This window comes from Trueperaceae bacterium, assembly GCA_019454765.1.
Taxonomy (GTDB): Bacteria; Deinococcota; Deinococci; order Deinococcales; family Trueperaceae; genus JAAYYF01.
Genome location: JACFNR010000021.1, coordinates 1 through 25,846, shown reverse-complemented (window position 1 = coordinate 25,846; position 25,846 = coordinate 1). Strand labels below are relative to the sequence as shown.

General features: G+C 73.1%; 24 protein-coding genes. 11 read left to right on the top strand and 13 right to left on the bottom strand.

The window, feature by feature from the left end; genetic code table 11:
- Positions 1 to 148 precede the first annotated feature (148 nt).
- A complete protein-coding gene (locus H3C53_07615; protein MBW7916529.1) occupies positions 149 to 547 on the top strand; it encodes a hypothetical protein in 399 nt (132 codons plus the stop codon).
- Between the two features lie 15 nt (positions 548 to 562).
- Here the strand turns inward: H3C53_07615 and H3C53_07610 are convergent, their stop codons facing one another.
- The 3 genes from H3C53_07610 to H3C53_07600 are packed head-to-tail and all read right to left on the bottom strand — an operon-like array spanning position 563 to position 3,878.
- Entirely contained in the window at positions 563 to 1,222 is a 660-nt protein-coding gene (locus H3C53_07610) for a TrkA family potassium uptake protein (protein ID MBW7916528.1), read from the bottom strand.
- A 30-nt stretch (positions 1,223 to 1,252) separates the two neighbouring features.
- Positions 1,253 to 2,626, bottom strand: coding sequence for a potassium transporter KtrB (locus H3C53_07605; protein MBW7916527.1), 1,374 nt, complete (start codon positions 2,624 to 2,626; stop codon positions 1,253 to 1,255).
- Between the two features lie 31 nt (positions 2,627 to 2,657).
- Positions 2,658 to 3,878 (bottom strand): TCR/Tet family MFS transporter, encoded by a 1,221-nt coding sequence (locus H3C53_07600; GenBank protein MBW7916526.1) that lies wholly within the window; start codon positions 3,876 to 3,878, stop codon positions 2,658 to 2,660.
- Between the two features lie 312 nt (positions 3,879 to 4,190).
- Between H3C53_07600 and H3C53_07595 the strand changes: the two genes are divergently transcribed.
- Entirely contained in the window at positions 4,191 to 5,993 is a 1,803-nt protein-coding gene (locus H3C53_07595) for a hypothetical protein (protein MBW7916525.1), read from the top strand.
- Here H3C53_07595 and H3C53_07590 read toward each other — a convergent pair.
- Together H3C53_07590 and H3C53_07585 are read right to left on the bottom strand one after the other, a co-directional pair.
- Positions 5,990 to 6,736, bottom strand: coding sequence for a FadR family transcriptional regulator (locus H3C53_07590; GenBank protein MBW7916524.1), 747 nt, complete (start codon positions 6,734 to 6,736; stop codon positions 5,990 to 5,992). The genes H3C53_07595 and H3C53_07590 overlap by 4 nt on opposite strands.
- A gap of 846 nt (positions 6,737 to 7,582) precedes the next feature.
- On the bottom strand, positions 7,583 to 8,089 hold the full coding sequence (locus tag H3C53_07585) for a hypothetical protein (protein ID MBW7916523.1): 507 nt from the start codon (positions 8,087 to 8,089) through the stop codon (positions 7,583 to 7,585).
- A 277-nt stretch (positions 8,090 to 8,366) separates the two neighbouring features.
- Here H3C53_07585 and H3C53_07580 point away from each other — a divergent pair, with 277 nt between their 5' ends.
- On the top strand, positions 8,367 to 9,263 hold the full coding sequence (locus H3C53_07580) for a zinc ABC transporter substrate-binding protein (protein MBW7916522.1): 897 nt from the start codon (positions 8,367 to 8,369) through the stop codon (positions 9,261 to 9,263).
- Between the two features lie 13 nt (positions 9,264 to 9,276).
- Here H3C53_07580 and H3C53_07575 read toward each other — a convergent pair whose 3' ends face one another.
- A complete protein-coding gene (locus H3C53_07575) occupies positions 9,277 to 9,783 on the bottom strand; it encodes a DinB family protein (protein ID MBW7916521.1) in 507 nt (168 codons plus the stop codon).
- A gap of 186 nt (positions 9,784 to 9,969) precedes the next feature.
- On the opposite strand from H3C53_07575, the gene H3C53_07570 reads away from it, so the two are divergent.
- Positions 9,970 to 11,022: a tyrosine-type recombinase/integrase gene (locus H3C53_07570; protein ID MBW7916520.1), complete on the top strand. Its 1,053-nt coding sequence runs from the start codon at positions 9,970 to 9,972 to the stop codon at positions 11,020 to 11,022.
- 23 nt (positions 11,023 to 11,045) lie between these two features.
- Positions 11,046 to 11,963 (top strand): dihydrodipicolinate synthase family protein, encoded by a 918-nt coding sequence (locus H3C53_07565; GenBank protein ID MBW7916519.1) that lies wholly within the window; start codon positions 11,046 to 11,048, stop codon positions 11,961 to 11,963.
- A gap of 20 nt (positions 11,964 to 11,983) precedes the next feature.
- Here the strand turns inward: H3C53_07565 and H3C53_07560 are convergent, their stop codons facing one another.
- Positions 11,984 to 13,192: a PLP-dependent aminotransferase family protein gene (locus tag H3C53_07560; protein ID MBW7916518.1), complete on the bottom strand. Its 1,209-nt coding sequence runs from the start codon at positions 13,190 to 13,192 to the stop codon at positions 11,984 to 11,986.
- A gap of 381 nt (positions 13,193 to 13,573) precedes the next feature.
- Here H3C53_07560 and H3C53_07555 point away from each other — a divergent pair, with 381 nt between their 5' ends.
- The 3 genes from H3C53_07555 to H3C53_07545 are packed head-to-tail and all read left to right on the top strand — an operon-like array spanning position 13,574 to position 16,054.
- Positions 13,574 to 14,593, top strand: coding sequence for a DNA-3-methyladenine glycosylase 2 family protein (locus tag H3C53_07555; GenBank protein ID MBW7916517.1), 1,020 nt, complete (start codon positions 13,574 to 13,576; stop codon positions 14,591 to 14,593).
- Positions 14,594 to 14,645: 52 nt separating this feature from the next.
- The gene (locus H3C53_07550) at positions 14,646 to 15,449 is read left to right on the top strand and encodes a 2,4-dihydroxyhept-2-ene-1,7-dioic acid aldolase (GenBank protein MBW7916516.1); all 804 of its coding nucleotides are present in this window, start codon (positions 14,646 to 14,648) and stop codon (positions 15,447 to 15,449) included.
- Between the two features lie 23 nt (positions 15,450 to 15,472).
- Positions 15,473 to 16,054, top strand: coding sequence for a TetR/AcrR family transcriptional regulator (locus tag H3C53_07545; GenBank protein ID MBW7916515.1), 582 nt, complete (start codon positions 15,473 to 15,475; stop codon positions 16,052 to 16,054).
- Between the two features lie 468 nt (positions 16,055 to 16,522).
- Here the strand turns inward: H3C53_07545 and H3C53_07540 are convergent, their stop codons facing one another.
- The 4 genes from H3C53_07540 to H3C53_07525 form a co-directional block, all read right to left on the bottom strand.
- The gene (locus tag H3C53_07540) at positions 16,523 to 16,816 is read right to left on the bottom strand and encodes an HU family DNA-binding protein (protein ID MBW7916514.1); all 294 of its coding nucleotides are present in this window, start codon (positions 16,814 to 16,816) and stop codon (positions 16,523 to 16,525) included.
- 268 nt (positions 16,817 to 17,084) lie between these two features.
- Positions 17,085 to 17,813, bottom strand: a complete 729-nt coding sequence (locus tag H3C53_07535) for a Crp/Fnr family transcriptional regulator (GenBank protein ID MBW7916513.1) — start codon at positions 17,811 to 17,813, stop codon at positions 17,085 to 17,087.
- Positions 17,810 to 19,003 carry an FAD-dependent oxidoreductase gene (locus H3C53_07530; protein MBW7916512.1) on the bottom strand — a complete coding sequence of 398 codons (1,194 nt, stop codon included), beginning with the start codon at positions 19,001 to 19,003 and terminating at the stop codon, positions 17,810 to 17,812. The genes H3C53_07535 and H3C53_07530 overlap by 4 nt, the downstream gene beginning before the upstream one ends.
- Positions 19,004 to 19,126: 123 nt before the next feature.
- Positions 19,127 to 19,576, bottom strand: a complete 450-nt coding sequence (locus H3C53_07525) for a CBS domain-containing protein (protein ID MBW7916511.1) — start codon at positions 19,574 to 19,576, stop codon at positions 19,127 to 19,129.
- Positions 19,577 to 19,690: 114 nt separating this feature from the next.
- Here H3C53_07525 and H3C53_07520 point away from each other — a divergent pair, with 114 nt between their 5' ends.
- A complete protein-coding gene (locus H3C53_07520; GenBank protein ID MBW7916510.1) occupies positions 19,691 to 20,587 on the top strand; it encodes a 3'-5' exonuclease in 897 nt (298 codons plus the stop codon).
- 6 nt (positions 20,588 to 20,593) lie between these two features.
- The gene (gene dinB, locus H3C53_07515) at positions 20,594 to 21,697 is read left to right on the top strand and encodes a DNA polymerase IV (protein ID MBW7916509.1); all 1,104 of its coding nucleotides are present in this window, start codon (positions 20,594 to 20,596) and stop codon (positions 21,695 to 21,697) included.
- A 37-nt stretch (positions 21,698 to 21,734) separates the two neighbouring features.
- Here the strand turns inward: dinB and surE are convergent, their stop codons facing one another.
- Positions 21,735 to 22,466, bottom strand: coding sequence for a 5'/3'-nucleotidase SurE (surE, locus tag H3C53_07510; protein ID MBW7916508.1), 732 nt, complete (start codon positions 22,464 to 22,466; stop codon positions 21,735 to 21,737).
- Between the two features lie 354 nt (positions 22,467 to 22,820).
- Between surE and H3C53_07505 the strand changes: the two genes are divergently transcribed.
- The gene (locus H3C53_07505) at positions 22,821 to 23,714 is read left to right on the top strand and encodes a tetratricopeptide repeat protein (protein MBW7916507.1); all 894 of its coding nucleotides are present in this window, start codon (positions 22,821 to 22,823) and stop codon (positions 23,712 to 23,714) included.
- A 131-nt stretch (positions 23,715 to 23,845) separates the two neighbouring features.
- Here the strand turns inward: H3C53_07505 and polA are convergent, their stop codons facing one another.
- Positions 23,846 to 25,657, bottom strand: a complete 1,812-nt coding sequence (gene polA, locus H3C53_07500) for a DNA polymerase I (GenBank protein ID MBW7916506.1) — start codon at positions 25,655 to 25,657, stop codon at positions 23,846 to 23,848.
- Between the last annotated feature and the right edge of the window lie 189 nt (positions 25,658 to 25,846).

Below are 25,846 nucleotides of genomic sequence, written 5' to 3'. Positions count from 1 at the left end.
CGTCTACCGGTGGCGGTGCGCCGATTGTAACGTCCGCGGGCGCGGGCGCCGCGGCCCGCCCGGCTTTTCACCATGGCGCGGTGGTCGGATGGCAAGATGATGGCCGGACGCGACGCCCCCACGGGAGGCGTCGCCGCGGTCAGCCCACATGCCGAGATCCCTCATCGTCCTCCTGTCGTTGTTCCTCCTCGCGCCGTGGGCGCTCGGCGAGGGCGACGTCGAGGCGGGACCCTACAGCATGGTCGTGAGCGACATGCTGCTCACGTTCCACGCCGACGAGATCCCCTGCGAGGGCGGCGCCACCGACCTGGTCGAGGTCTGCTTCGAGGTCGATAGCGTAGGCGTGGCCTACCTGGCCGAGCGGCTGTCGGCCCTGGTGGAGAGCTACGCGCCCGCCGGACTGGCGCACGGAGACTGGCGGGCGGCCAACGGCGTTTGGGCCATCACGCTCGAGTTCAAGCACGACTCGTTCGGTCGGTTGGAGCTCTACCTCGCGGAGAGCATGGGTGCGGGCGTGCGTGGCCTGGCGCGGCTCGTCGTCCGCTAGGCCGGGCCGCGAGGCTCACTCGGCGAGGAACCGCCGCAGCTTGGCGATAGCCGCGTTCCCCCCGATGATCACCAGGCGGTCGCCCTCGCGCACGGCGTAGTCGGCGCCCGGGCTGATGGTCACCTCGCCGCCGCGGTTCACGGCGATCACCGTCACGGCGAAACGGTTCGGGAGCCGCAGCTCGTCGAGGCGACCCACCAGCTTCTTGCCGGCCTCCACCTCGACGACCCCGTGGACCTCGCCGAGGTTGAAGGCGTCGACGATGCCCGGCGAGGCCAGCTGCTGCCCCAGGCGCACGCCCATGTCGTGTTCCGGCCTCACCACCAGGTCCGCGCCCACGCGCTCGAGCACGCGAGCGGCCTGCTCGGTGGTCGCCTTACTGATGACGCGCTTCACGCCGCTCGACTTGGCGGCGACCGTCGCCAGGATGTTGGCCTCGAGGTTGGTGCCGATCGCCACGACGACGGTGTCGAAGTTGGCGATGCCGAGCTTCCGCAGGGTCTCCTCGTTGGTGGCGTCCGCCACCACCGCGTGTGTCACGTGGTCCATGACCGCCTTGACCGCGGTCTCGCGGGCGTCGACGACCACGACCTCGTGCCCGAACTCGTAGAGGGTCGTCGCCACGCCGGCGCCGAAGCGACCGGCGCCGATGACGAAGAACTGCTGGGCCTTCATGCGACCTCCAGGGCGCACGGGGCGCCCGCGTCAACCGACGAGGACTTCTTCATGAGGGTACTCGAAGGCGGTGTCGTGGGTGCTGCGAGCCAGCGCAGTCGCGAGCGTCAGCGGGCCGATGCGCCCCAAGTACATCAGGCAGATGATGACCACCTGCCCCGTGTTGGTCAGCAGCGGGGTCACGCCGGCGCTCAGGCCGGCGGTTGCGAAGGCCGACACGGCCTCGAAGGCCGTGCGCTCGAAGCGCAGCTGCGGCTCGGTGACGAGGAGCACGGTGATCGCGGCGCCCACGAGCAGGATGCCGAGCAGGGCGGTGGCGCTGGCCTGCACGGCGTTGCGGCTCGAGATGCGGCGACCGAAGAGCGTCAGCTCGCCCCGCCCCCGGGCCTGGCTGAGGGCGCTGCCGACGAGCACGACGAAGGTGACGGTCTTGATGCCGCCGGCGGTGCTGCCGGGGCTACCGCCCACGAACATGAGCAGCATCGTGAACATCAGGGTGGCGGGCCTGAACTGGGCGTAGTCGAGCGTGGAGAAGCCCGCGGTGCGCGGCGTCACGGACTGGAAGAAGGCCGCCAGCGCCTTGCCGAACGGGCTCAGTGGTCCGAGGCTGGCGGGGTTGGTCCACTCCATCGCCAATATGGTGAGGAAGCCAACGCCTATCAGCAGCGCGGTGGCGGCCAGGACGATCTGGGTGTGCAGGGTCAGCCTGGCGCGGCGCCCGCGGCGGGCGTGGCGCAGCACGTTGACGGTCACGAAGAAGCCGATGCCGCCGGCCACGATCAGGGCGGCTATGACGAGGTTGACGTACGGGTCGACGACGAACGCCGCGAGGTTGTCGCGGTAGAGCGAGAAGCCCGCGTTGTTGAAGGCGCTCACCGCGTGGAAGAGGGCCTGGAACGCGCCGCGCCACACGTCGGCCTCGTGGCGCGCGAACGGCAGCCAGAGCAGCAGGGCGCCGACGAGCTCGAAGACCAGCGCAACCAGGAGGATCCGCCGTAGGAGCTTCACGACGCCGCCGACCTCGAACGTCCGCATCTGGCTCTGCAGCCCCAGGCGCTGTTGGAAGCCCACGCGCCGCCTAGTCGCGATGGCGACCAGCGCCCCGAAGGTGACGATACCGAGGCCGCCCACCTGGATGAGGAGCATCACCACCACCTGCCCGAAGCCGCTGAACACGGTCCCGACGTCGACCACGCTGAGGCCCGTGACGCACACGGCGCTCGTGGCCGTGAACAGGGCGTCGAGGAAGGTCACGTCCGCCCCGGGAGCGTGCGCCACGGGCAGCAGCAGGAGCAGCGTTCCCGCGAGGATGGCCCCGGCGAAGGTGAAGGCGATCACCTGGGCGGGGGACGGCGCGGGGCGCCTGCGGCGGAGGCCGCGCGGGCGGCCGGAGGGGGCGGTCATCTGGTCGGGTCCAAGGCGCGGCGATTATAGGTCAGTCCGAAGCCGGGTGCCTGGCGAAGGCTCGCGCGGCCACGGCCGCGGCGACCGCGAGGAGGACGGCCCCTAGGTAGAACGGGGCCCCCGCCAGCTCGTAAGGCGCGTCGGCGCGCGTAAGCCTGGCGAACAGCATGGTCCCGACCAGCGGCCCCACCACGCCCGTCAGGCTGAGCAGGCTTGCGAGCGCGCCCTGCACCTCGCCCTGCTCGTTGGGCGCCACCGTGCGCGAGATGAGCGATTGGGCCGCCGGGCCCGCCAGGCTCCCGAAGCTCCCGACCACGATGCCCACGAACATGACCCACCCGACCGGGCTTGCGCCGTAGACGGCGTAGGCGACGGCCGAACTGGCGATGCCGACGAGGATCGCGCGGCGCTCCCCGAGGCGGGGAACCAGGCTGCGGACCAGCACCCCTTGCACCAGGGCCGAGAGGGCGCCGACCAGCGCGAGGGTGAGCCCGTTGACGAACGGGGTCCAGCCGAAGCGGTAGGTCGTGAAGAGCACCCAGGTGGCCACCATCGCGTTCTGGGCCAAGCCGAGGCAGACGTAGGCGAAGGCGAGGTCTCGCACGAGCAGGTACCGGCCCACCGACTTGAGCGACCCCAGCGGGTTGGCGCGCCGCCACGAGAAGGGGCGGCGGTTGGCGTCTTCGAGCGACTCGGGGAGGACGAAGTAGCCGTAGAGCCAGTTCACCAGCGCGAGCAGGGCCGCCGCGTAGAACGGCGCCCGCAGGCCGAAGCCGGCCAGGACGCCACCGAGGGCGGGACCGACGATGAAGCCGACGCCGAAGGTGGCGCCGATCAGTCCGAAGTTCTTGGCGCGTTCGCTTGGCGGGCTCACGTCGGCGATGTAGGCGTTGGCAGCGGTGACGTTGGCGCCGGTGATACCGGCGACGACGCGACCGATGAACAGGATCGCGAGGTTGGGCGCGACGGCCATGACCAGGTAATCGATGCCGGAGCCGAGGAGGGAAAGGAGGAGGACGGGCCGCCGGCCGTAGCGGTCCGCCAGGCCGCCCAGGACGGGGGCGAAGACGAACTGCATCGCCGCGTAGACGGCGATGAACCAGCCGTAGTAGGCGGACCCCGTGCTGAGGTCGCCGCCCGCGAGCTCCGTGACCAGCTCGGGGAGCACGGGTATGAGGAGCCCTATGCCGAGCACGTCGATGAGCACGGTCACGAGGATGAACGGCATGGCGGCGGAGTGTCTGCGCTTCATGGCGGGATGGTCCTTCGGGTCGTCGGCCCTTCGGGTCGTCGGCCGGCGGGCCGCGCCGGGCGCGAGGGAAGGAAGGATACTACGCCGTCAAGCCGAGGAGCGGTGAGCGCGCGGGACGGTTCGGCGCCTCAACCCGTTCTCCTTCGGGGCCGGCGCGCCGGCAGTTTGAGCGTCCTGGACGTCATGCCTAGCAGGCTATCCGTTCCCGCATATAGTGAGGGCGGGGCCGAGAGCGGTGACATCGTAGGGTTCGCACCGTTCTGGCCGGACAAACTTGACCACCTGGGCCTCCGGATGTGGCAAAGTGTACGCATGGCCGCCGAGCGCTCGATGCATAACCCCGGTAGCCCGCCTGCGGCGGAGTCGCGGGCGGCCCAGACCTACGTCCTCGACCTCACGAGTTGGTGCGTCAAGAGCGGCTCGGTGCAGCTGCCGCTGGCGCTACTCGGGCGGTTCGGGCCGGGCGCCTTGGTCGCGCAGAGCGATGGGGGAGAGCTCCAGCTCGAGTTCTCGCCGCCGCGCACACTGGGCGGGTTCGGCGATTACTTCGCCGCCCACGGTCTCAGGGCCAACGACTGCCTGCACTTCGAGTTCGCCGCGGATGGCCTCCACGTCGCCGCGAAGCGCCGCGAGCGGGGCCGCCATTCGGCCGGTCAGCCGCGTCCGGCGCCCGCCGCCGGCGTCCGCGCCGCGCCGCTCCCGGCCGCCCCGCCAGCGCAACCCGGCCCACGCCGCCGCGCCTCAGACTGGGCCGACGCCATCGACCGGGAGGTGGCGCAAGCCGCGGCAGCCCGTCGCGACCCCGCGCCCGACGTCGGGCGGCCCGTTCCCGCCATCAAGGTCGAGCGTTTCGCCGGCGCCGTCGAGGAGCTCGCGCCTGGCCGCCCTCAACGCCGGCGGCGCGACGACCCCGCGCCGGAGCGGACCGCCGCTCGGGCCCCTGCTGATCCGGTGGTCCGTATCCGGATCGAAGGCGGCATCCCCGCGCAGCCGGGCACCGGCGACGTGCGCCCGAAGGACCGCTTGTCTGCTCACAACGTGTGGGCGAGGCGGGAGAACCCGCAGTGGCACTCCCTCGATCCGGTGCGGGCCGCCAACGCCCCGGAGGGCGCGCAGGACCCCGACTTCCCCGACACGGTCGTGCGCGCCTACAGGCGTTCCGCAAACGGGACGGTGCGCGCCGAGCCGCTGTCGACCCCGACCCCGTCGGCCGCGCCAGAGCGGTCGGGGGCGGGCGCCGCTCGCGACTTCCGGCCCGTCGCCCCACGCCCAGCGGCCGGAGTCGCGCCTGCGCCAGTGGTAGGGAGTTCCGCCAGGGCCAACCCCGGTGCCTCGCTGCCCGGCCTCAGGAACGACGTTCCGCCCGCGCCGGCCGCGCCGGTCCTGGGCGCGGCGAACCTCGCCGTGCGCGGGGACCGGGCGGAAGCGGCCCCCGAGGTGGACGTGGAGTCGGCGGTCGAGTCCTTGCCCACCTTCGGGTCACTGCACGACGAGCCCACGCGGCCGCCCGCGAGGGGCGCCCGCCTCGGCGTCATGAGCCGACTCGGGCTGCGCTTGGGCATCGGCCGCGAGCGTGCGGCGGCTGGTGGGGGAGGGGCCCTTACCCCCGACGATCCCAGCACCTTCGGCCCGCGGCTCTCCCACGACCAGCGGTCGCGCGGTGCGCCCGGCGTCTCGGCTGGACCGCAGGCGGCAGCCATCCCGGCGCCGCGCCTCGACCGGTCTGGCGAGGTCCACCTCGCGGACGGCGGGCCGGTGCCCGTCGCCCGCCGGCGTGCGCCCGCCACGACCGCGGCCGTCCAGGCGGCGCTGATAGACCCCGAGGCCGAGGTGCTCAGGGGCCTAGGCGCCACGCGGGACGGAGCGGAGGCGCCGGGCGAGCGGGCGGTCGAGGCGCCCGCCCCCACCGCGAGCGTCGAGGACGACGTCGCCTTCCTCGAGGGTTACCTCCTGCGTCCCGGTACGCCGGCCATCGTCAGGAGCCTCGACCTGGCCGAGAGGCTCGGTATCAGCCCTGAACGGGTCACGCGGGCCATGGAGCGGTTGTCGGAACAGCGCGAGCGCTTCAGCCGCATCCAGCACGGGGCGTACATGGTGCGCCAGAAGCGCGCCTAGGCCGGCTCCACCGCCGCCCCGCCTCGTGGCGTAGCGTCGCGCGTGCGGCCGTCGCCGCGGGCGGCGCGGGCCAACGAGTTCAGGTAGAGTTCCGCCGCCCCCCTGGCGGCCTCGGCCTCGCCGGCGGCGATCGCCTCCACCACCGCCGACAGCTGCTCCACCGCCAGCCGGCGTTGGCTCGGCGTCAGGTCCTCCGTCAGCTGCTGGCCGATGAGTTCGTTGGCCACGGTCACCAGGGCCACGAGCAGCGAGGGCCCCGCGGCCTCCGCGATCAGGTCGTGAACCTGCCTGCGCTGTGCGCTGCGGCGCGTGGTACGGCGGTTCGCGGTCCCGCCCCCTGCGAGGTCGTTGCGGTCCCGCGATATCGCCGCGCGGAGGGCCGCGGCCGTCTCCTCGCTGCAGTTCAGGGCGGCCAGCGCCGCAACCGTCGGCTCCAGGTGGCGCTTGAGCTCGAACAGCTCGCCCAGCGTGGTGGCGTTGCCGTCGACCAGCGGCCTCAGGAGCGGGACGAGGTGGCCCGCCGACGGAGCCCGGACGTAGGTGCCGTCGCCGTGACGGACCTCCAACAGGCCCAGTAGGGCGAGGCGGCTCACCCCGTCGCGGAGCGTGGTGCGCGAGACCCCGAGGCGCTGCGCCAACTGCCGCTCGGGAGGCAGCTTCGTGCCCTCGGGCGAGTTCCTGACGAAGGTCGCCAAGGCGTCGCGGGCTTGCTCTATGACCCGGTTCGGGGTGGCTTCGCTCATGTCGCTCCAGGCGCGCCGACGCTGTCGCGGGCGGGGCGTCCCTGAAGCATAGCAGGAGTGGTCCGACCTGTGGAGGGTTGGTCGGACCACGCAGGGGGTGGCCCGACCACCTCCGTCCGTGGTCCGACCAGTGGGTTATCAAATACCGCCGACGGGTTCCCGCCCCGAGGAGCGTCGACGGGCTCGCTCGCTCCGACGCGCGTCCCTCGAGGACGGCGCGCGCGCCCGGCTCGGCGCCCGGCTCGGCGCCCGAGCCCGGCCTGGGGCCGCGGCGCACAGCTCCTGCGCGGGGCCGCTCGCGCTGCCTCGCCGGTGGCGCCGCTCGTCGTGCCGCCCGTCGGGGCCGCGGTCGATCACCGTCTATCGCCGTCTATCACCGTCGACCACGGTCGAGCGAGCGGGCCGAGGACCCGTGCTTCCGTGCACACGTTCGGCGGAAGGAGCGGATACCCGTTCTTGGTGCGCGGAATTGGGGGAAGGAACCTAGAGTGCGAAAAACCGCATATGGGCGGAGCGAATATACGATTTGATAAGTCGTCTTATCAAACATGATCCGCGAGCGATGGGGAAGGCGCCCGAGCATCACGCGGCGGCGCCGGCGGCTAGGGCGCCGACCGGTCCGACCGTGGCGCGAGCTGGTTGCTGGCGGGGTGACTCGGCTGGGGTGGCAAGGCGCCGGCGATCCATGGCCGGCGCCGTTGGTCCGCTAGCGCCGGCGGCGTTGGTCCCTCACGTGGTCGGCTTCAGCTAGCCGTTCCGCGGGTGGTGGCTCTACGTGCGCCGGCGGCCATGAGGGGGGTCCGCCCCCCGGGCCGCCGGCGCCGTGAGGGCGGCCGGTGCGGGGGTTCAGTCCTCGTCGTCCTCGTCCTCGTCGTCGCTCCAGTCGTCCTCGTCTTCCTCGTCCACGTCCCAGTCGTCCTCGTCTTCTTCGTCGTCGTCCCAGTCGTCCTCGTCGTCGTCCCAGTCGTCCTCGTCGTCACCGGCACCGACGGCACCGGCGCCGTCCGCGGTGGCCTCGATGACCTGGGTGCCGGCGTCGCTGAGGACGTACTCCTCGGCGTTGACCGTGAAGCCGAGCTCGTCGTCGAACCAGCTGGACTCGTCCAGCACGGGTCCGTCCTCGCTGCGCCGGAGCAGGCCCGCCGCGATGAGGCTCTGCGCCACGTCGAGCGCTATCTCGGCAACCTCGGCCACCGCCTCGTCGTCCTCGTACGCGACCGCCATGATGGCGTGCGCGTACGGGTCGGTGCCGGTCTGCTGCGGGTACTCGATCACCAGGCTGTGGCCCTCGTAGATGGTCCACAGGGCGTCTAGTTCGACCTCGCTCAACCGCTCGGCTTGGTTGCTGGGCATGGCTCCTCCAACTCGCAGGCGACCGTCACTTCCAGCCGACCGGTCCTGCCACCACCAGCCTACAGTCTGATGGCCTCGCCGGTCGCGAGCGGGTCCGCCCCCGGCGGGTGGCTCGGGCCGCCGGCCGGTCCGCCCGTGCCCCGCCTTGACACCCCGCGCGGTGGGTGATTGCATGGCGACCGTGAACGGGATGCGCCACGCGACCGCGGGGTCGCCACGGGACGCGGCGCGGCGACGCGCTCCCCGCGCCAGGTGGTCGGCGGCGCGCGGCTTGGCCTTGGCTGTCCTCGTCGCCACGGTGTCGGTCCTGCCGCTGGCGGCCGCGCGGGCGCCCCTGCGCGTCACCGTGTCGATATCGCCGTACGCGGACATCGTGGCGCGCCTGGGCGGCGAACTGGTCAGCGTGTCGACGCTGTTGCCGCCGGGAGCGTCGCCGCACTCGTTCGACCCGACTCCGTCGCAGGCGGCGGGACTCGCCCGGGCCGAGCTGATCGTGATGAACGGCGGCGTGGACGGCTGGCTGGCCAGGCTGGTGGCGGCGACGGCGCCGGACGTGCCCACCGTGGTCGTGATGGAGCGGGTCGATGTCGACCCTCCCGGCGCCGGGCATGGACCAGGTGGCGAGCCAGAGGAGTCCTACGCCGGTCACGCCGGCCACGAGCACGCTGGCATCAACCCTCACGTCTGGCTCGACCCGACGCTCATGCTTGCGGCCGCCGAGGTGGTGACCGAGGAGCTCGCGCGCCTGGACCCCGCCAACGGCGGGGCGTATCACGCGGCGCTGGGGCGGCTCCGCGCCGACCTACTGGCCCTCGACGCCGAGATCGCCGCCACGCTCGCGCCGGTGCGCGGGGCTCCGTTCGTGCCCTTCCACGACGCCTGGCCCTACTTCGCGGAGCGGTACGGGCTCGACCTCGTACTGTCGCTGGAACCTTTCCCGGGCCGGGAGCCGAGCCCGCGGTACGTCGCCGAGGCGGTCGCGGCCGTCAGGGCGGCCGGTGCCAAGGCGGTGTTCGCCGAGCGGCAACTCGACCCCCGGTCCGCCGAGGTCGTCGCGGAGAGCGCCGGCGTGGCGTTGGCCACGCTCGACCCGATCGGTGGCGCGCCCGGCCCGACCGACTACGAGAGCCTGTTGCGCTTCAACGCCGCCACGATCCTGGCGGCCCTACGTTGAGCTCGCCCGCCGGCTAGCGGCAGGCGCCCGAATCCCACAGCTTGCGGCCCACGATGATCTGGGCGGCGTGGGCGTGGCCGTGCTCGAGCAGGTGCTGGATGATGAGGACGCTCCTTACTGGGATCTGCTTGCGCCCGACGTGGCGGACCTTGTCGGCGTCGCTCAGGTCGTAAGCCCGCAACCCCTCCCCCACTTCCTTCAGGCGCGCCAGGCAGGTGGCGAGGACCTCCGCCGGGTCGGCGTGGTCCACCTCCAGCTCGTGCGGGCCGGCTGCCCGCAACGCCTCGTCGACCTCGCCGCCGCTGGCGTAGCGCCAGAGCCGCAGGCTTGAGCCCCCCACGTGCCTCACGATCCCCGCGATCGGGTTCACGCTGCCGGGCGCGGGCGTCCACCACCAGCCCTCGGCGGGCAGGTCGGCGGTCCAGCGTTCGATGTTCGTGACGAGGTGCTCGTGACCGCGCAGCCAGGCCGATACCAGTGGGGCTGCGCCAGCGACGTCTCCGCTGAGGAATGGGTCCATGCCCCGATGCTACCGCCGCTAGGGCGGGCGCCGCCCCCAGAGTGTGACCGAGCGCTCGGTGTGTCGGCGGTCGGGTCGGGGTGGCGAGGGGGGCGGTGTGGTGAGGGCGTTGGTTCCCGTACCACCGATTTGATAATGCGAGGCACCTCACGGTGCGCGCCGGCTCCGCCCGCGTACGCTGACGCCATGACCCCCTCCCCCATCACGTCGCTCGAGCTGTCCCGCGCCACGCGCTTGCAGCGCGTGGCGCGGCTCCAGGGCCTATCCGAGGAGGCGCTCCGGCGCCACGCCGTGAAGGCCGCCTCGGAACGGGACGAGGAGGCGCTCTGGGAGCTCGTGGAGGCACACCTCACGCTCAGGGGAGTCAGCGGCGTGACCACGAGCAAGCACACGCTGCGCGCATACCGCCGCGGCCTGCACGAGCTCCTGACGATGTGGCAGGGCGAGAACCTCCTGCGGCCCGGCCGCGACGCCGGGCCGCTCTACGTCCAGCGCCTGCTGGCCGGCGAACGGGACGAGCTGCTGGCGGCGGAGCCCGCCGGGTCGCGGCGGGGCCGCAGGGCGAAGGGCGGTCCGCTCACCCCCGCCACCGCCTCGCTGCGCGTGGCGGCAGGCCGCGCCCTCTACGGCGCCCTGGCATGGGCCGGCGCGACCGACGCCGATCCGTTCCGAGACGTGCGCATCGGCCGCGCCGCCAGCCACGCCGCCGAGAGCACCGGCACGCGGCACTACACGGAGTACGAGCTGATCGAGCTGCAGGCCGCGGCCCGCGACCAGCAGGAGCGCGTGATCCTGCTGTTGGGCTCACACGGCGGCCTGCGGGTGAGCGAGATGTTGGCGCTCACGTGGGACGCGGTCGACCTGCGCGCCGCGAGGCTGACGGTGCGGTCCGGCAAGGGCAACAAGACCGCTCCCGTCGACCTCACCCCCAGGCTGGCCGAGGCGCTCCTCACCTACCGGCGCGCCATGGACCTGAGCGGCGTCCCGCGCCCCCACGTGCTGGAGCTGCGATCGCAGTTCGGCGTGTTCAACCGCCTGGAGAAGCTGTGCGCGCGCGCCGAGATAGAGTTCAAGGGGGTGCATGCGCTCAGGCACTCGGCCGGCACGCGGCTGTACCGGCAGACGGGCGACCTTGGCCTGGTTCAAGACCACCTGCGCCACGCGACGCTCGACATGGCGCGGCACTACGCGCGGAGCGATCGGCGCCGCCTCCGCTCCCGCCTCGACGAGTGGGAGTGACGGCGCCAACGAGGAGCGACGTCATGACGATCACCGGCGTGCACACGATAATGCCGACCCCTTTCACCGCGACCGGCCGGCTAGACGAGGAGTCCCTCGCCCGCCTCACGGACTTCCTCATCCGCCTGGGCGTCGACGGCCTCACCGTCCTGGGCGTCCTCGGCGAGGCGCCCAAGCTCAGCGAGGCCGAGCAGGACCGGGTGGTCACGGTCACCGTGTCGGCCGCGGCCGGGCGCGTGCCGGTCTACGCCGGCGCCAGCGCCGGCGGCACCGACCTCGGGATCATGCGCGGCCTGCGGGCCCTCGAGCTAGGGGCGGCCGGGCTCCTCGTGGCGCCCGCCACGCAGAACGACGCCGCCGTGACGGCCCAGTTCACGGCGCTCGACGCCGCCATCAGGCACACCGGTGCGCAGGTCGTGATCCACGACTACCCGGCCGCGACCGGCGTGCGCTTGAGCGTGGCCCTCGCGCTGCGCCTGAACCGCGAGCTCGAGAGCGTCACGACCATCAAGCTCGAGGAGCCGCCGACCGGCCCGAAGGTGCGGGCCCTCAAGCGCGAGGCCGGCGCCGAGCTGGCGGTGCTGGGCGGTCTGGGCGGCACGTACCTCGTCGAGGAACTCGAGAGCGGCGCCGACGGGATCATGACCGGCTTCTCGTTCCCAGAGCTGTTGGTGCGCGTCGTGGGCGCCTACCGGGACGGCACGGCCGCCCAGCGCCTGGCCGCGCGCGACCTCTTCTACCGCAGCTGCGCGCTGCTCCGCTACGAGTTCCAGCCGGGCGTCGGGCTCGCCATCCGCAAGGAGGTCTACCGCCGGCGCGGCGCCATCGACGACGCCCACGTGCGCGCTCCCGGCGCCCAGGTCGACGACGACCTGCGCCGGGAACTCGACGCCGTCTTGGAGTACGCCCGCATCCCCGAGTGGCTGACGGCGGAAGGCTGAGCCCGGCTTCACCCCCGATCTCAGGCGGGAGCGGCCTCCAGCGCGCGCGTGAGCGCCCTGCCGAGCCGCGCGACGCCGTCGCGCACGACCTCGGCGGGAGCGTGGGTGAAGTTCAACCGCATGGTGTTCAGGCCGCCGCCGTTCGGGTGGAACGGGGCGCCTGGCACGTAGGCGACCCGCTCCTCGGCAACGACCTTGGGCAGCAGCGGCGACACGTCGACGCCGCTCGGCAGCTCGACCCACACGAACATGCCGCCCGTCGGCACGGTCCAGCGCGACCCGGCCGGGAAGTGCTCCCCGAGCGCCTGGAGCATGGCCTCGCACCGCTCGCGGTAGACGCCCCTGAGCACCTCGAGGTGGGGCTCGAGGGCTCCCGACTTGAGCACCTCGAGGGCGACGTACTGCGAGAGGGTCGAGGTGTGCAGGTCGGCGGACTGCTTGACCTGGGCCAACCGCGCGACCCAGGCGGCCGGCCCGACGACCCAGCCGAGCCGCAGTCCCGGCGCCAACGTCTTGGAGAACGTGCCGAGCGCCAGCGTCCAGTCGGGTGCCAGCGAACGCAGCGACGGTCCGGCGGGTCGCTCGAAGTAGATGGCGCCGTACGGGTCGTCCTCGACGAGCGGCACGCGGTGCCGCTCCACCAGCCGCGCCACGGTCTCGCGGCGCTCGCGCCCCATGGTGCGCCCGGTCGGGTTCTGGAAGGTGGGCAGTAGGTAGGCGAACTTCGGGTTCCGGGCGAGCGCGGCGGCGAGCGCGTCCGGCTCCACCCCCTCGTCGTCCATCGCGACCGGGGCGTAGCTCGCCTGGAACAGGCGGAACGCCTGGAGCGCGCCGAGGTAGGACGGGTCCTCCGTCACGACCAGGTCGCCCGGGTCGAGGAGCACCTTCGCGACCAGGTCGAGCGCCTGCTGCGAGCCGGTCGTGAGGATCACGTTCTCGGCGGTCACCGGCGCGGCAGGCTCCTGCGCGCTGACCGTGGCCGCGATCAGCTCGCGCAGCTCGCCGACTCCCTCGGTGGCGGCGTACTGCAGGGCCTGCCGACCGTAGTTCGACAGGACGCGGTCGGCGGCGGCGCGCATGGCGTCGATCGGGAAGTACTCGGGCGCGGGTAGTCCACCGGCGAAGGAGGTGATGTCGGGCCGGCTGGCCACCTTGAGGATCTCGCGGATGGCCGAGGACGTGACGCCCCTGGTGCGCGCGCTCAGCCGCTGTTCGAACGGGTCGGTCATGGTTCCTCCGGCTCTCTGCGCCACGCCCGGACGGGCTCGCCGACGGGTGGCGTGGCCGTCGGTGCAGGCGCGCCGGTGGGTTGGGCAGGCGCGGCCGCGCCGATGACGTGGGCACCATGTTAGCAGGCGGTCGCGGGCGCGACCGGCCAGGCCGGGCAGGGCGCCAGGCATCCACCGAGGTCATGGCAGCCGCCCCCGCGGAAGGTGGAGCCTGATGCCAGACCCGGCGTGGCCGAGCGAGCGGGGGCCGAATCGTTGCCACGCCGGTGTCGCTTCCCCAGTTCGGGTCCTGGTGCCGCGGTCTCGCCCGGCCGGCGAGACGGTACGGTCGTTACGCGCCGGTGTCCCGCCGGGCCTTAGCATCGGGCCGGAGGTGGCCAGTTGCCAGCGAGAGCCCACCAGAGCACGAACAAGGGCGCTGACGCCGTCACGGTCGGCACTGAGGTCGCCGCAGTCGCGCCCTTCCGCCTCGACCTCACGGCCATGGCCCTGCAGCGGAGGCGCCACAACCGGATCGACGTCTGGGACGGCAGCGTGCTGCGGCGCGTGATGCCGGCCGCCAGTTCGGGTGGGGTCCTGCCGGCGCCGTTCCTCGTCGAGATCCGCGCGCTCGACGGGCAGTCGGCCGTGCGCGTCGACGTCACCGGCGCGGCCGACGCCGCGGCGCTGCGCCTGGGAGGCGAGCGCGCCGTCACCAGCCTGCTCGGGCTGGACCGCGACCTCTCCGGCTTCTACGCCATGGCCGCGAGCGACCCGCGGCTCGCGCCACTGGTCGGGCGGCTCCGGGGCCTGAAGCCGCCCCGCTACCCGGGCCTCTTCGAGGGGCTGATGAACGCGGTCCCGTGCCAACAGGTCACGTTGTCGCTCGGCCTCCAGCTGCTGGAGCGCCTGGCGCGCGCCTACGGGCCCGACCTGCCGTACCTCACCGCGTTCCGGGAGGCGGGGCCGCTCGCCCTCCCGTCCGCGGCCGACCTGGTCGGCGCCGACGCCGACGCCATCGGCGCGATGGGCTTCAGTCGCGCCAAGGCGCGCACGCTCATAGAGCTGGCCACTGCGGTCCACGGGGGCGACCTCGACCTGGCGGCAGTCGAGCGGCTCCCCTCGCCCGACGCGCTCAAGAGCCTGACGGCCCTCTACGGCGTCGGCAGGTGGACGGCCGAGTACGTGCTGCTGCGCGCCGCCGGTCGCCTCGACGTCTACCCCGACGGCGACTCCGGCGCCCGCAACGGCCTCGCGCGCTTCCTCGGCGAACCGGGCAAGCCCAGCTACGAGTGGGTCGCTGACCAGGTCGCGCCGTGGGCGCCGTACGCCGGCTTCGTCTACCTGCACCTGCTGGTGGACGGGCTGACCCGCGCCGACACGGCCGGCGAGCTGCACCGGCTCCTGCCCGACGCCCCCTGACGCCTCCCGTTCGCGGACCGAGGCCCGGCGCCCCCGCGGCGTATCATCGTCCATGCTAGAGAACCCGTTACTGGCTGCCTGGCGCGCCGGGCGCGCCACGGCGAACGCCTGGCTGGGGTTGGGCGACGGCCTCTCCGCCGAGGTGATCGCCCGGCGAGGCTACGACAGCGTCACGTTCGACCTGCAGCATGGTGCCGCCTCCCTCGCCGACCTGCCGCGGCTGCTTCAGGCCGTGTCCGGTTCGGCGGCCGTGCCGCTCGTGCGCGTGCCGAGCAACGACGCGGCCCAGATCATGCGCGCCCTCGACCTGGGCGCGATGGGCGTGGTCGTGCCCATGGTCGAGTCCGCCGCCGAGGCCGCCGCCGCCGTTGCGGCGGCCCTCTACCCGCCCGCGGGGCGCCGCTCCTACGGGCCGTTGCGGGCGGGCCTGGTGCACGGAGCCGACCAGCACGAGCGCGCCAACGACCAACTGGCGCTCTTCGCGATGGTCGAGACGGCCCCCGGCCTCGAGCAGCTCGACGCCATCGCCGCCACGCCCGGCCTGACCGGTCTGTACGTCGGACCGGCCGACCTCAGCTACGCGGTCGGCGCGCCTCCCCGCATCGACTCGACCGACCCGCGGCAGATGGCGGCCGTGGAACGCATCCTCCAGGCCTGTCGGGCGCACGGCAAGGTGGCGGGCATCCATACCGGCAGCGTGGAGTTCGCCCGGCGGGCCGTGGAGCGCGGCTTCCGTTTCGTGACGATCACCATCGACTACGTCACGTTGGGCCAGGCGGCCGGAAGCCGCCTAGCGGAGTTCAGGGCGCCGGAGCCGGGCGCGGCCGAGAACGTGCCTCGGGGCCCAGTCTCTTGACGTACCGGTCTGTATAATCGCGCATGGCCGATCCCACCACACCCGGCGCCGCGGAACGCCTGCTCGACACCGCGGCGCGGCTCTTCTACGCCCGCGGCGTCCCGAACGTCGGCATCAACGAGATCATCGCTCGCGCCGGTGTGGCGCGGATGACGCTCTATCACCACTTCCCGTCGAAGGACGCCCTCGTGAAGGCGGTCCTCGAGCAGCGTCGCGTCGAGCGCGCCGCCTGGCTGGCGCGGGCCGACGAGGCGGCCGTAACCCCGATCGAGCAGATCCTCGCGGTGTTCGACCTGCTCGAGTCGTGGGCGCAGACCCCGGACTTCCGCGGCTGTCCGCTCGTGGCGGCGAGCTTCGAGCTGGGCGGTCAGTTCAACACGGCCCTCCCCTACGCGCGCGATCACGTGACGGCCGTGCGCGCGCACATGACGGAGCGCGCCCGGGCCGCCTCGTTGGAAGACCCGGATAGGGTCGGCGCGGAGCTGCAACTACTGCTGGAAGGGGCGACGGTCACCGCCCACCTGCAAGGGGGCGCGGCGGCCGCCGGCGAGGCCCGGCGCGCCGCGCAGGCGTTGCTCGAGCGGGCCCGCCGCCAGGGGTCCTGACGCCGCGGTGCGTCCGTTACGGGGCGCCCTGCGCCGCGCAACGGACGAGCCGGCAGGGAAGCGCCCCAACCGTGGGGGGCCGGTTGGGGCGCACGTGGTGACGCTTCGGTCGCGCCCGCGGGCCGACCAGCGAGGAGTGTAGCACGGGCACCGGGCGGGTCTGGACGAGCCTGCCGCGCGGCTCGGCGCGCGCCGAGCCGACGCGGGAAGGCGCCACGTCAACGCCGACACCTTGGTGGGCGGGAGCATGGCGCGTTCACGCTTGCCGTGGTGCCGCGCCTTCGTGGCGCCCTCCGCTGTGACAAGCGTACGCCCGGCGCCTTGGCGGCGGGAGGGGCGCATGTCCTGGTGCGGCCGCCGTGCGTGGCCGGTCCACCCGGGACCCTCGCGGCACCAGCCCGCTCGGCGCGGTCGCCGGCGGGCTGGTTGCGTGACTCGCGGGGCTACCCGGCTCGCGCCGGCGGGACGTTACTCCTCGACGCGCTCCTTGAGGCCCTTGCCGGGGCGGAAGGCGGCGTACTTGCGGGCGGGGATGGTGATCTCCGCACCGGTGCCAGGGTTGACGCCCTTGCGGGGTCCGCGCCGCCGGGTCTCGAAGGTGCCGAAACCCGTGATCTGGACCTTGCGGCCCGCGTCGAGCTCGATGGCGATGATGCCCTTGCCGTCGGCCGTCGAGAAGATCGTGTCGACGACTTCCTTGGCCTTGTTGACGCTGAGGCCGGTCTTCGAAGCCAACTTGTCCGCCAGTTCTTTCTTGTTCATGCGCTAATTTCTACCACGCGAGCGGGCCTGTCGTGGCGGATGTCCTCACGGCGCCACCCGGTGCGGCGTGGCGGCGCGGCCTGGCGGCGCGGCCTCGCGGCCGGACGGGAAGTGGTCAAGGGGTGAGAGGAGGGCGTCGCAACGACCCGATGGGAGTTCCCTCGGCGGGATCGAGCCGCTTGGGAATCGCCACCCCCTCCTCTCTCCTCCGATGCTAGGGCGCCAGGCAGGGCCGGGCTGCGAAAAAGGCCCCTCGCGGCGCGCGGCGTCAGAGCGCCTCGTAGACGTACTCGTCGGCGGCATCGTCCAGGGCGGCCGGCACCAGGGCGTAGTCGCCCCGGTGGCCCACGAGCGCGCCGGCGGCCTTCAGTTCTCCCAGCACCCTGGTGGCCGTGACCCTGGCGCAACCGGCCATCAACGCGACGTCCTCGTGCGTGAGGCTGAACGGCAAGCGGCGCCACTCGGCGCCTTCTGCCGCGCCGCTCGGACCGTCGCAGGGCCGGCCGAGTCGCCGCGCGAGGCGCGCGAGGATGCGACAGACACGGGCGCCCATGGGGAGGCCCAAGTCGTCGGCCAGTTCGCGGCTGCGGTTGAGTTGCGACACGAGCGCGGCGCTCACGCCGAGCCTGCCGGCCGGGCGTCTGAGGGTGGCGCCGAGGTCGACCTGAGCGACCTTGGCCGCGTCGGCGGCCACGACCGTCTCGCCGTGCGGCAACCCCTCGAAGACGGCGGTGGCGACGAGGTCGCCGGGACCGGCGAAATCGGCGAGTCTGTGCCTGCCGGTCATCGTCGGCGCCATCACCCGCAGGACCCCCTCGATGAGCAGGTAGGCGGTGGGGGCGGCCTCACCCTCCGCGTAGAGCGTCTCGCCCCGCTCCAGGCGCCTGACGGTGCAGGTGACGATGTCAGGCTCGCGCTGAGCCTCGGCGGCGCGCCTCGGGGCCGGCGCTGCCACGCGCCCGGGGGCCACGACGCCCTGCCACGACGTACTGATCATGCCGGGAGCCTCCCCTTGAGTTGGGCCGGCGTCAGCTCGGCGCCGGCGACGATGAGGTCGCGGGCGGCGTCCACCTGGCCCCACGTGTTCCAGAGGAGCACGCCGCGCACGAGGCGCCCCTCCATGAAGTAGAAGACGCCGGCCTTGCCGGGGTCGGACCAGTCGGCCACCACGTCCAGCCGGCCGTCGAGGAGGCCGACGGCCTCGTAACCGTCGTCGAACAGGTCGGAGTAGAAGAACGGCAGGTGGGTGTACGGGTCGGCGGGCGGTCCGCCGATCGAGGCCGCCATCTGCTGCCCGGCGGCGGCGCCCATCTGGTAGGCGTTGTCCTCGTGCTCGATGCGCAAGCGGCGGCCAAGCCCGGGGAACTCGAAGTTGGCGACGTCGCCGGCCGCGAACACGCCGAGTTCCCCCTTCACCGGCGCCGCCGAGGCGGCGAGCTCGGCGCGGAGGTGACCGTCCACCCAGACGCCGTTGTCGACGTGCAACCCGGCGGCGCGCGCGATGGCGTCGTTGGGCACAGCGCCGATGCCGACCACTAGCAGGTCGGCTTCCAGGTCGGCGCCGGCTTTCAGGCTCACGGTAACGCGCTCGCCGTGCACCCTGGCACCGGCCACGCGGCTGTTCGGATGGAGCTGCACGCCGTGCGCGGCGTACTTGGCGTTGACCAGCCGCGCGACCTCAGGCGGCAGCCGCCCTGCACCGAGCAGCTCCTCCGGGAAGACGAGGTGGACCTCGCCGCCGGCGAGGCTCAGGGCCGCCGCCATCTCCGAGCCGATGAACCCGCCGCCCACCACGACGGCGACGCGCCCCGGCCCCGAGCGCGCCCTGGCGGTGTGGTAGTCGTCGAGGTGGCGGTAGGCCACGACGGGGCCGCCGCTGGGCGCCCCGGGGAGTTCCCTGGCGCTCGCACCCGTGGCGAGGAGGAGGCGCTCGTAGCCAGCTACCTGCCCGTCGTCGAGCTGCACGCGGCGCTCGGCTAGGTCGAGGCGCGTCGCGCGGCGGCCGAGGCGGAACTCGCCGCCGAGGCCGGTCGTCTTGAGGTCGACCTTCGCCTCGTCGTCGCCTTTCCAGAGGCCCTTGGAGAGCGGTGGTCGCTTGTAGGGAGCGACTGTCTCGTCGCTCACGAGAAGGAGGGAGCCGTCGGGGTCAGCCTTGCGGATGGCCTTGGCGGCCGCGTCGGCGGTCATGCCGCCACCGATGATCACGTAGCGGTAGGTCACGGTCTCACCCGCGGCGACCCTACCACGTTAATGACACTTTTCCAAGTGTTTACTTGTAGAACTTGGCAGCGCCCGCCAGGGCGCGGCGCCTCACCCCAGTCCGCCGGAGATGTAGGTCTGCAACTGCTCGATCAGGAACGACTGTTCGGCCATCACCGCCTTGACCACGTCGCCGATCGACACGACGCCGAGCAGGGCGCCGCCCTGGTCGAGCACCGGGAGGTGCCTGACGCGGTGCTCCGTCATGAGTTCCATGCAGTCGTGCAGCCCCTGCTCCGGGGCCACCGTGACCAGGCGCGTGGTCATGATGTCCCGGACCGCCAGTTCCCTCGACGCGTGCCCCTGGAGGATCACCTTGCGCGCGTAGTCGCGCTCCGAGAAGATGCCGACGACCCGCCCCGCCTCCGTGACGATCAGCGCGCCGACGTTCTTGTCGGCCATGAGGCCCAGGGCGTCGAACACCGTCGCGCCCGGCGAGACGGTCCAGACCGACGAACCCTTGTCTTGCAGCAACTGACCGACGGATCGCCTTACCTGCATCGCTCACCTCCAAGGTTCCGACCATCTTAGACGGTCGACCCGACCCGGTGGCGGCGCCGGCACGGTGACCCGGCGCCGCCTCCCCCAACCGCGCGCGGGTAGACTGCGCCTCGTATGGCCGAAGCCGAGAGCGAGCGGGCAGCGACGGCGGGTACCGCACCCGACCGGGAACTGCCGGTGTTCGACGACCGCGCCCGCGTCCCCCGCGACCTCCGTACCGGACCCGAGCTGGCCGCCAACGGGCTGCTCCGCCTCGGCGCGCCACGGGCGCTACTGCGCCAGGGGTCCGGGCTCGAGCCGCTCTTCAGCACGAGCGAGGCCCGGCTGCTGCGCGACGCGCTCTGGCCGCGGGGCGCGCGGGCGGGGAGCGCGCAGCCGAACGCGACCACGACCGCCCCCAACGCGGCGCGACCCGCGCGCGACCCCCCTCGGGCCCCGCGGGAACCGATGCCCGGTCGCGGGCATCCCCACGCGAGCCGCAACCTCGACGAGCTGTTCCGCGAGGGGTTCGTCGTCCTCGACACGGAGACCACGGGGCTGAGCACCGGCGACGAGGTGATAGAGATCGGGCTCCTCGACTCGGAGGGGGGCGTCCTCCTCGAGTCCAAGGTGTTCCCGCGCTCGGGCCACGTGCCGGCTGCGGCCACGCGCGTGCACGGCTACACCATCGACGACCTCCGCGGGGCCCCCTCCTGGCCGGAGGTGATGATCGAGTTGGAACGCCACCTCGAGGGGCGGCGCGTCTTCGCATGGAACGCCCCTTTCGATGAACGCATGGTGGCGCAGTCGACCAGGCGGTGGCGGTTGACCAGCGCCGTCGGGGGCTTCGAGTGCGCCATGCGCACGTACTCGGCGGTCCGCGGCGTGCGCGGCTCGCTGCGCCTCGAGCGGGCGGCGCAGATCGAGGGCGTGCTGGTGGGGGGAGGACAGTCCCACACGAGCGTGGACGACGCCCGCCTGACGCTCGCGGTCATGCGGCGCCTGAGGCGGGCCGGTCCGGGCAGGGCCTGATCAAAGGTGGGTGCCTCACCGCGGAAGATCGTCCACGTCGACATGGACGCCTTCTTCGCCTCCGTGGAGCAGCGCGACGCGCCTGCCCTGCGGGGCCGCCCCGTCGCCGTCGGCGGGTCGGGTGACCGGGCGGTGGTGGCGGCCGCGTCGTACGAGGCGCGGCGCTACGGGGTACGCTCGGCGCTGCCGATGCGGCGGGCGTTGGCCCTGTGCCCGGAACTCGTCGTGGTGCCGCCGCGCTTCGACGTCTACCGCCAGGTGTCGGCGCAGGTCAGGGCGGTGTTCCGCCGCTACACGGCGCTGGTCGAGCCGCTCGCGCTCGACGAGGCGTACCTGGACGTGACCGAGCCGCTGCGCGGACCGCCCTCCGGAACGCTGCTGGCCCGCGCCATCAAGGCCGACATCCTGAACGAGACGGGCCTGACGGCGTCCGCCGGGGTGGCAGGTGGGAAGTTCCTGGCCAAGGTCGCCTCGGGGCTCCGCAAGCCGGACGGGCTTACGGTCATCAGGCCGGAGGAGGCGCTCGACTTCCTGGCTCAGCTCCCCATCGACCGGTTCCACGGCGTGGGCCCGCGCACCGCCGAGCGCATGCGGGCCCTCGGCATCAACACCGGCGCCGACCTGAGGGCGCGCGCCGTCGACGAGCTCGAGCGCCACTTCGGCAAGGCGGGCCGCTTCTTCCACCAGGTAGCGAACGGCGTGGACGACCGCCCCGTCGACCCGCACAGGGAGCGAAAGTCGATCGGCTCCGAGACGACGCTCGAGCGGGACCTCGAGACCCGTGCCGCGCTCGAGCCGATACTCTCCGCGCTCTGCCACGACGTGGCCGGCCACCTGCGCCGGCACGGGCTCGTGGCCCGCACCGTGGTCGTCAAGCTGCGGTTCAGCGACTTCAAGACCGTCACGCGCAGCCGGACGCTACCGGCGGCGGTGGGCGACGTGGAGGCGCTGCAAGCGGCGGCGTCACGGTTGGCCTTCGAGGTGGACCGCCCGCGCCTTCCCGTCAGGCTGCTGGGCGTCAGCGTCGCGCACCTGGCCATCGCCGGCAGCGTGGCGGTCCAGGCGCGCCTGCCGTTCCCGCCCTCGGAGCCTCGACCGCCACACCTCTGACGGCCGGGGAGGGCGGCGGCTCCCGGCCGTGCGCCCGTCAGGGTTGCGAGGTGGCGGCGCGAGCGCGCGCCAACAGGACCTCGTCCGTGAGGTCGAGCCTGAGCGGCGTGAGCGACACGTAACCGTTCTCCACCGCCCACCGGTCCGTGCCCTCCTCCACCTGCTCGGTCGGCTCCTCCGCGAACCAGTAGTGGGTGCGGCCCATCGGGTCCTCGCCGGCCACGACGTAACCCTCGTAGTGGCGCACGGACTGGCGCGTCCAGCGCATGCCCTTGGCGTCGTTCGGGAGGTTGACGTTGAGCAGGAGCATGTCCGGCACGCTCAGGAACGTCTCGATGGCGCGCCGGATGAAGGGCGCCAGCGGCGCGTAGTCCGTCCCGCCATCGGAGTGAGGCGCGCTGAACGCCATGGCCGGGATGCGCAGGAACGCCGCCTGCTTGGCCGCGGCGACCGTGCCGGAGTGCCAGATGTTGTGGCCGATGTTGTACCCGAGGTTGATGCCGCTGAGCACGAGGTCGACGGCGTCCCAGTGGTGAGCGCCGAGCGCGACGCAGTCGGCGGGGGTGCCGTCGACCCGGTAGGCGTCGAGGCCGTCGATGGTGGTGCGGGTGTAGTGGAGCGGGCGCCTGACGGTGATGGCGTGACTCATGGCGGACTGTTCGACGTCGGGCGCCACGACCCGCACCTGGCCGAACTCTGCGGCCACCCGCGCCAGGGCCGCGATGCCGGGGCTGAAGACGCCGTCGTCGTTACTCACCAAGATCTTCATCAGAGCGCATCTCCGGGTGCGCCGGGGCGCAGGCAGGAAGTCCGGGCATCATACCCGCAGCGGCGCCGCGGCGGACGCGCGCCACGCCGCCACCCACCCTCGGCCACCGATCTTGGCGGTCCCGCGGCCGCGGGACCGAGCCCCGCCCGACACCAGCCGACGCGCGGCCAGAGGGTAACCTAGAGGGTGCGTGGGCGCGCCCCAGGCGCGCCCCGGGCGCGCCCACAGGCCTTCCGCACCGCTCGGCGCGGCCGCCGCGCCTTCACGTAGGTGTCATGCGGCGCGGTTCAACTGAGGTGGTGGCACGCGGCACGCTCGCAGGGCCCGTTCCACCAGACACCGATGGGAGACGAAATGACCTCAAGCACGACCCCCTTTGGCAGGCTGACGCAGAGCGCGCTGGTCGCTCTCGCGATCACGGTGGCGGCGCTCGTCGCCGCGGCGGGCGCCCAGGCGCTGCCCGCCAACGCTCAGGAGGCCGTCGACAGGGGCGAGGCGTTGATGGCGGAGGCGCTCGCCACCTACGACGCGCAGTACCCGGACAAGCCCCTGTGGCAGGCGGCGTTCCGCGAGGGGCGCACGGCCGTGTCGCTGGCGCCGGGCAACCCGGCGGCGCTCCGTTTCCTCGCCGAGGCGTACAGCCGCGCCAACTGGCCAGGCCCCGCCGTCACCACCTGGGAGGAGTTCGCGGCGGCAGGCGGGACCTTCGACGACGCCGCGGCCGCCCTCTACGGCGAGGACGCCAACGAGATCGCCTACGCCGCCTACCAGCGGGGCGACAAGGTCGCGGCCGCCGAGCGCTACCTCAAGGTCACGCAGGCGCTGCCGAGCAACCGCGAGGCGCACCGCTGGCTCGGACGCATCATGCTCGAGTTGAGGCAGCCCGAGCAGGCCGTCGTGGCGTGGCGCAACTACCTCGAACTCGACCCCACCGACAAGGGCGCGCAGTACTTCCTGTCCCTCGCGCAGGCGCAGGCGCGCTGGGGCGTCGACGCGGCCAACGACTTCTTCGCCGGCGTCGAGGCGTACGACGCGGGCAACCTCACCGCCGCCCGCACGAGCTTCGCCAGCGCCACCGCCCGCAACGCCGACTACGCCGAGGCCTGGGCGTGGCTCGGGCGCGTGGCTTTCGAGCAACAGCTCTACTCCGACGCGGCCGTGTCGTACGGGCGCGCCGCCGCGCTCGCGCCGGGCAACGACACCTACGCCTGGTTCAAGCGGGAATCGGAGCGCCTCCGGGACGAGTGAGGCCCTCGCGCCCGACGGGGCGCACCACTTGAGGCGCGGGCCGGGCGGTACTCCTTCCGCCCGGCCCGCGCTTCGCGGCGAGAGGCACCTCCCGCGCCGGCCTCGCTCGCGCGCAGCCGCGCGGGCGGGCGTCAGCCCTTCCCCTCCAACCAGTTCCTGCCGACGGCCGCGTCCACCCTGAGAGGCACCCGCAGCTCCATCGCCCCCGTCATCTCCGCGACCGCCGCCCCCGTCACCGCCTCCGCCGACTCCTCCGGCGCCTCCAGCACCAGCTCGTCGTGCACCTGGATCAGCAGGTGGGCGCCTGGGAAGTCGGCGTCGAGCCGCGCCTTCAGGCGCACCATGGCCACCTTGATGAGGTCGGCGGCGCTGCCCTGGATGACCGTGTTCACGGCCACGCGCTCGCCGAGCTGCCGGAGGTTGCGGTTGCGCGACCTGATCTCGGGCACCGCGCGGCGGCGTCCGAGGATCGTGGACACGTAACCGTCTGCTTCGGCGGCCGCCACGCACCGCGCGATGAACCGGTCCAGCCCCGTGTAGCGCGCCTTGTAGGCCGCGATGAAGTCGCCCGCCTCCCGCTGAGGGATGCCGAGCGTGCGCGCCAGGCCGAAGGCGCTCTGACCGTAGATGATGCCGAAGTTGACGGTCTTGGCCACCCGCCGCTGCTCCGAGGTGACCGCCTCCAGCGGCACGCCGAACACCTGCGACGCCACGTAGGCGTGGATGTCTAGCCCCTCGAGGAACGCGCGGGCAAGCTCCTCGTCCGACGAGAAGTGCGCCAGCATGCGCAGCTCCACCTGCGAGTAGTCCGCGCTGATCAGCACCTTGCCCGCGGGAGCGCGGAACGCCCGCCTGATCTCGCGACCCGCCTCGGTGCGCACGGGGATGTTCTGGATGTTCGGCTCGCTCGACGACAGCCGGCCCGTGGCCGCCCCGGTCTGGTGGAAGGAGGCGTGCAGGCGACCGGTCGACGCCGCCAGGTAGCCGGGCAACGGCTCCAGGTAGGTGCCCAGCAGCTTGGTGAGCTCGCGGTACTCGAGCAGCAGCCGCGGCAACGGGTGGTCGGTCTCGCCGGCGAGCCGCTCCAACACCTCGGCGTCCGTCGAGCGCCCGGTCTTCGTCCTCTTGATTACGGGCAGGCCGAGGCGGTCGAACAGGACCTCGCCCAGCTGCTTGGGCGAGTCCGGGTTGAACGCCACCCCCGCGGCGGCCACGAGCTCGGCCTGCAGCTGCTGGGTGCGTGCCCGCAGCACCTCCCCGTACGCCGCCAGCAGGTCGACGTCGAGCTCGACCCCCTGCCGCTCCATGGCCGCCAGCACCCTGACCAGCGGCATCTCCACCTCGTCGAACAGCCGCCGCGCATCCGCGCCGGAGGTGCTAAGGAGCGCCGCCAGGTGCTCGTAGAGCCGCCAGGTCACGTCGGCGTCCTCCGCGGCGTAGGCGGCCACGTCCGCCACCGGCACGTCGCGCATGTTGAGCTGCGCCTTGCCCTTGCCGATGAGGTCGGTGATCGGCGTGGTCGCCAGGCCGAGGAACTCGCGGGCCAGTACGTCCATGTTGTTGGTGCGGCGCTCCGGGTGCAGGAGGGCCGCGGCCACCATCGTGTCGAAGAGCGGGCCACCCAACTCGATGCCGGCGCGAGCCAGGACGTTGATGTCGTACTTGAGGTTCTGGCCCACCTTCAGCGTTCGCGGGTCGCGCAGGACCGGTCCGAGGACGGCCGCCACCTCCGCCGGCGCGAGCGTCGGCGCCTGCGCCGCGCCGGCGTCAGCCGCGGGCCCTGCGACGGGCACGTAGTACCCCTCCCCCGCCGCGAACGCGAAGGAGTAGCCGACCAGCTCTGCGTCGACGGCCCGCAGCGCCGTGGTCTCCGTGTCGAGCGCGAAGGCGGGCCTGGCGGCGAGGGCGGCCGCCAACGCCTCCAGCTCCGCCGCCGATGTCACCAGGTGGGTGATGGTGCCGGTCGGCCGCGCGAGCGGCGCCGCCCCCGCGCCGTCCGGCGCGGCCGGCGCGTCGGCCGCGGCCGGCGCGGCGGCGCCCGCGCCCCTCGAGGCGCGTCGCGCGCGCGAGGTGGCCCCGCCCACCCCGCACCCCCCGGGGGCGCCCGCCCTGGCGGGGTCCGGCGACGCGAA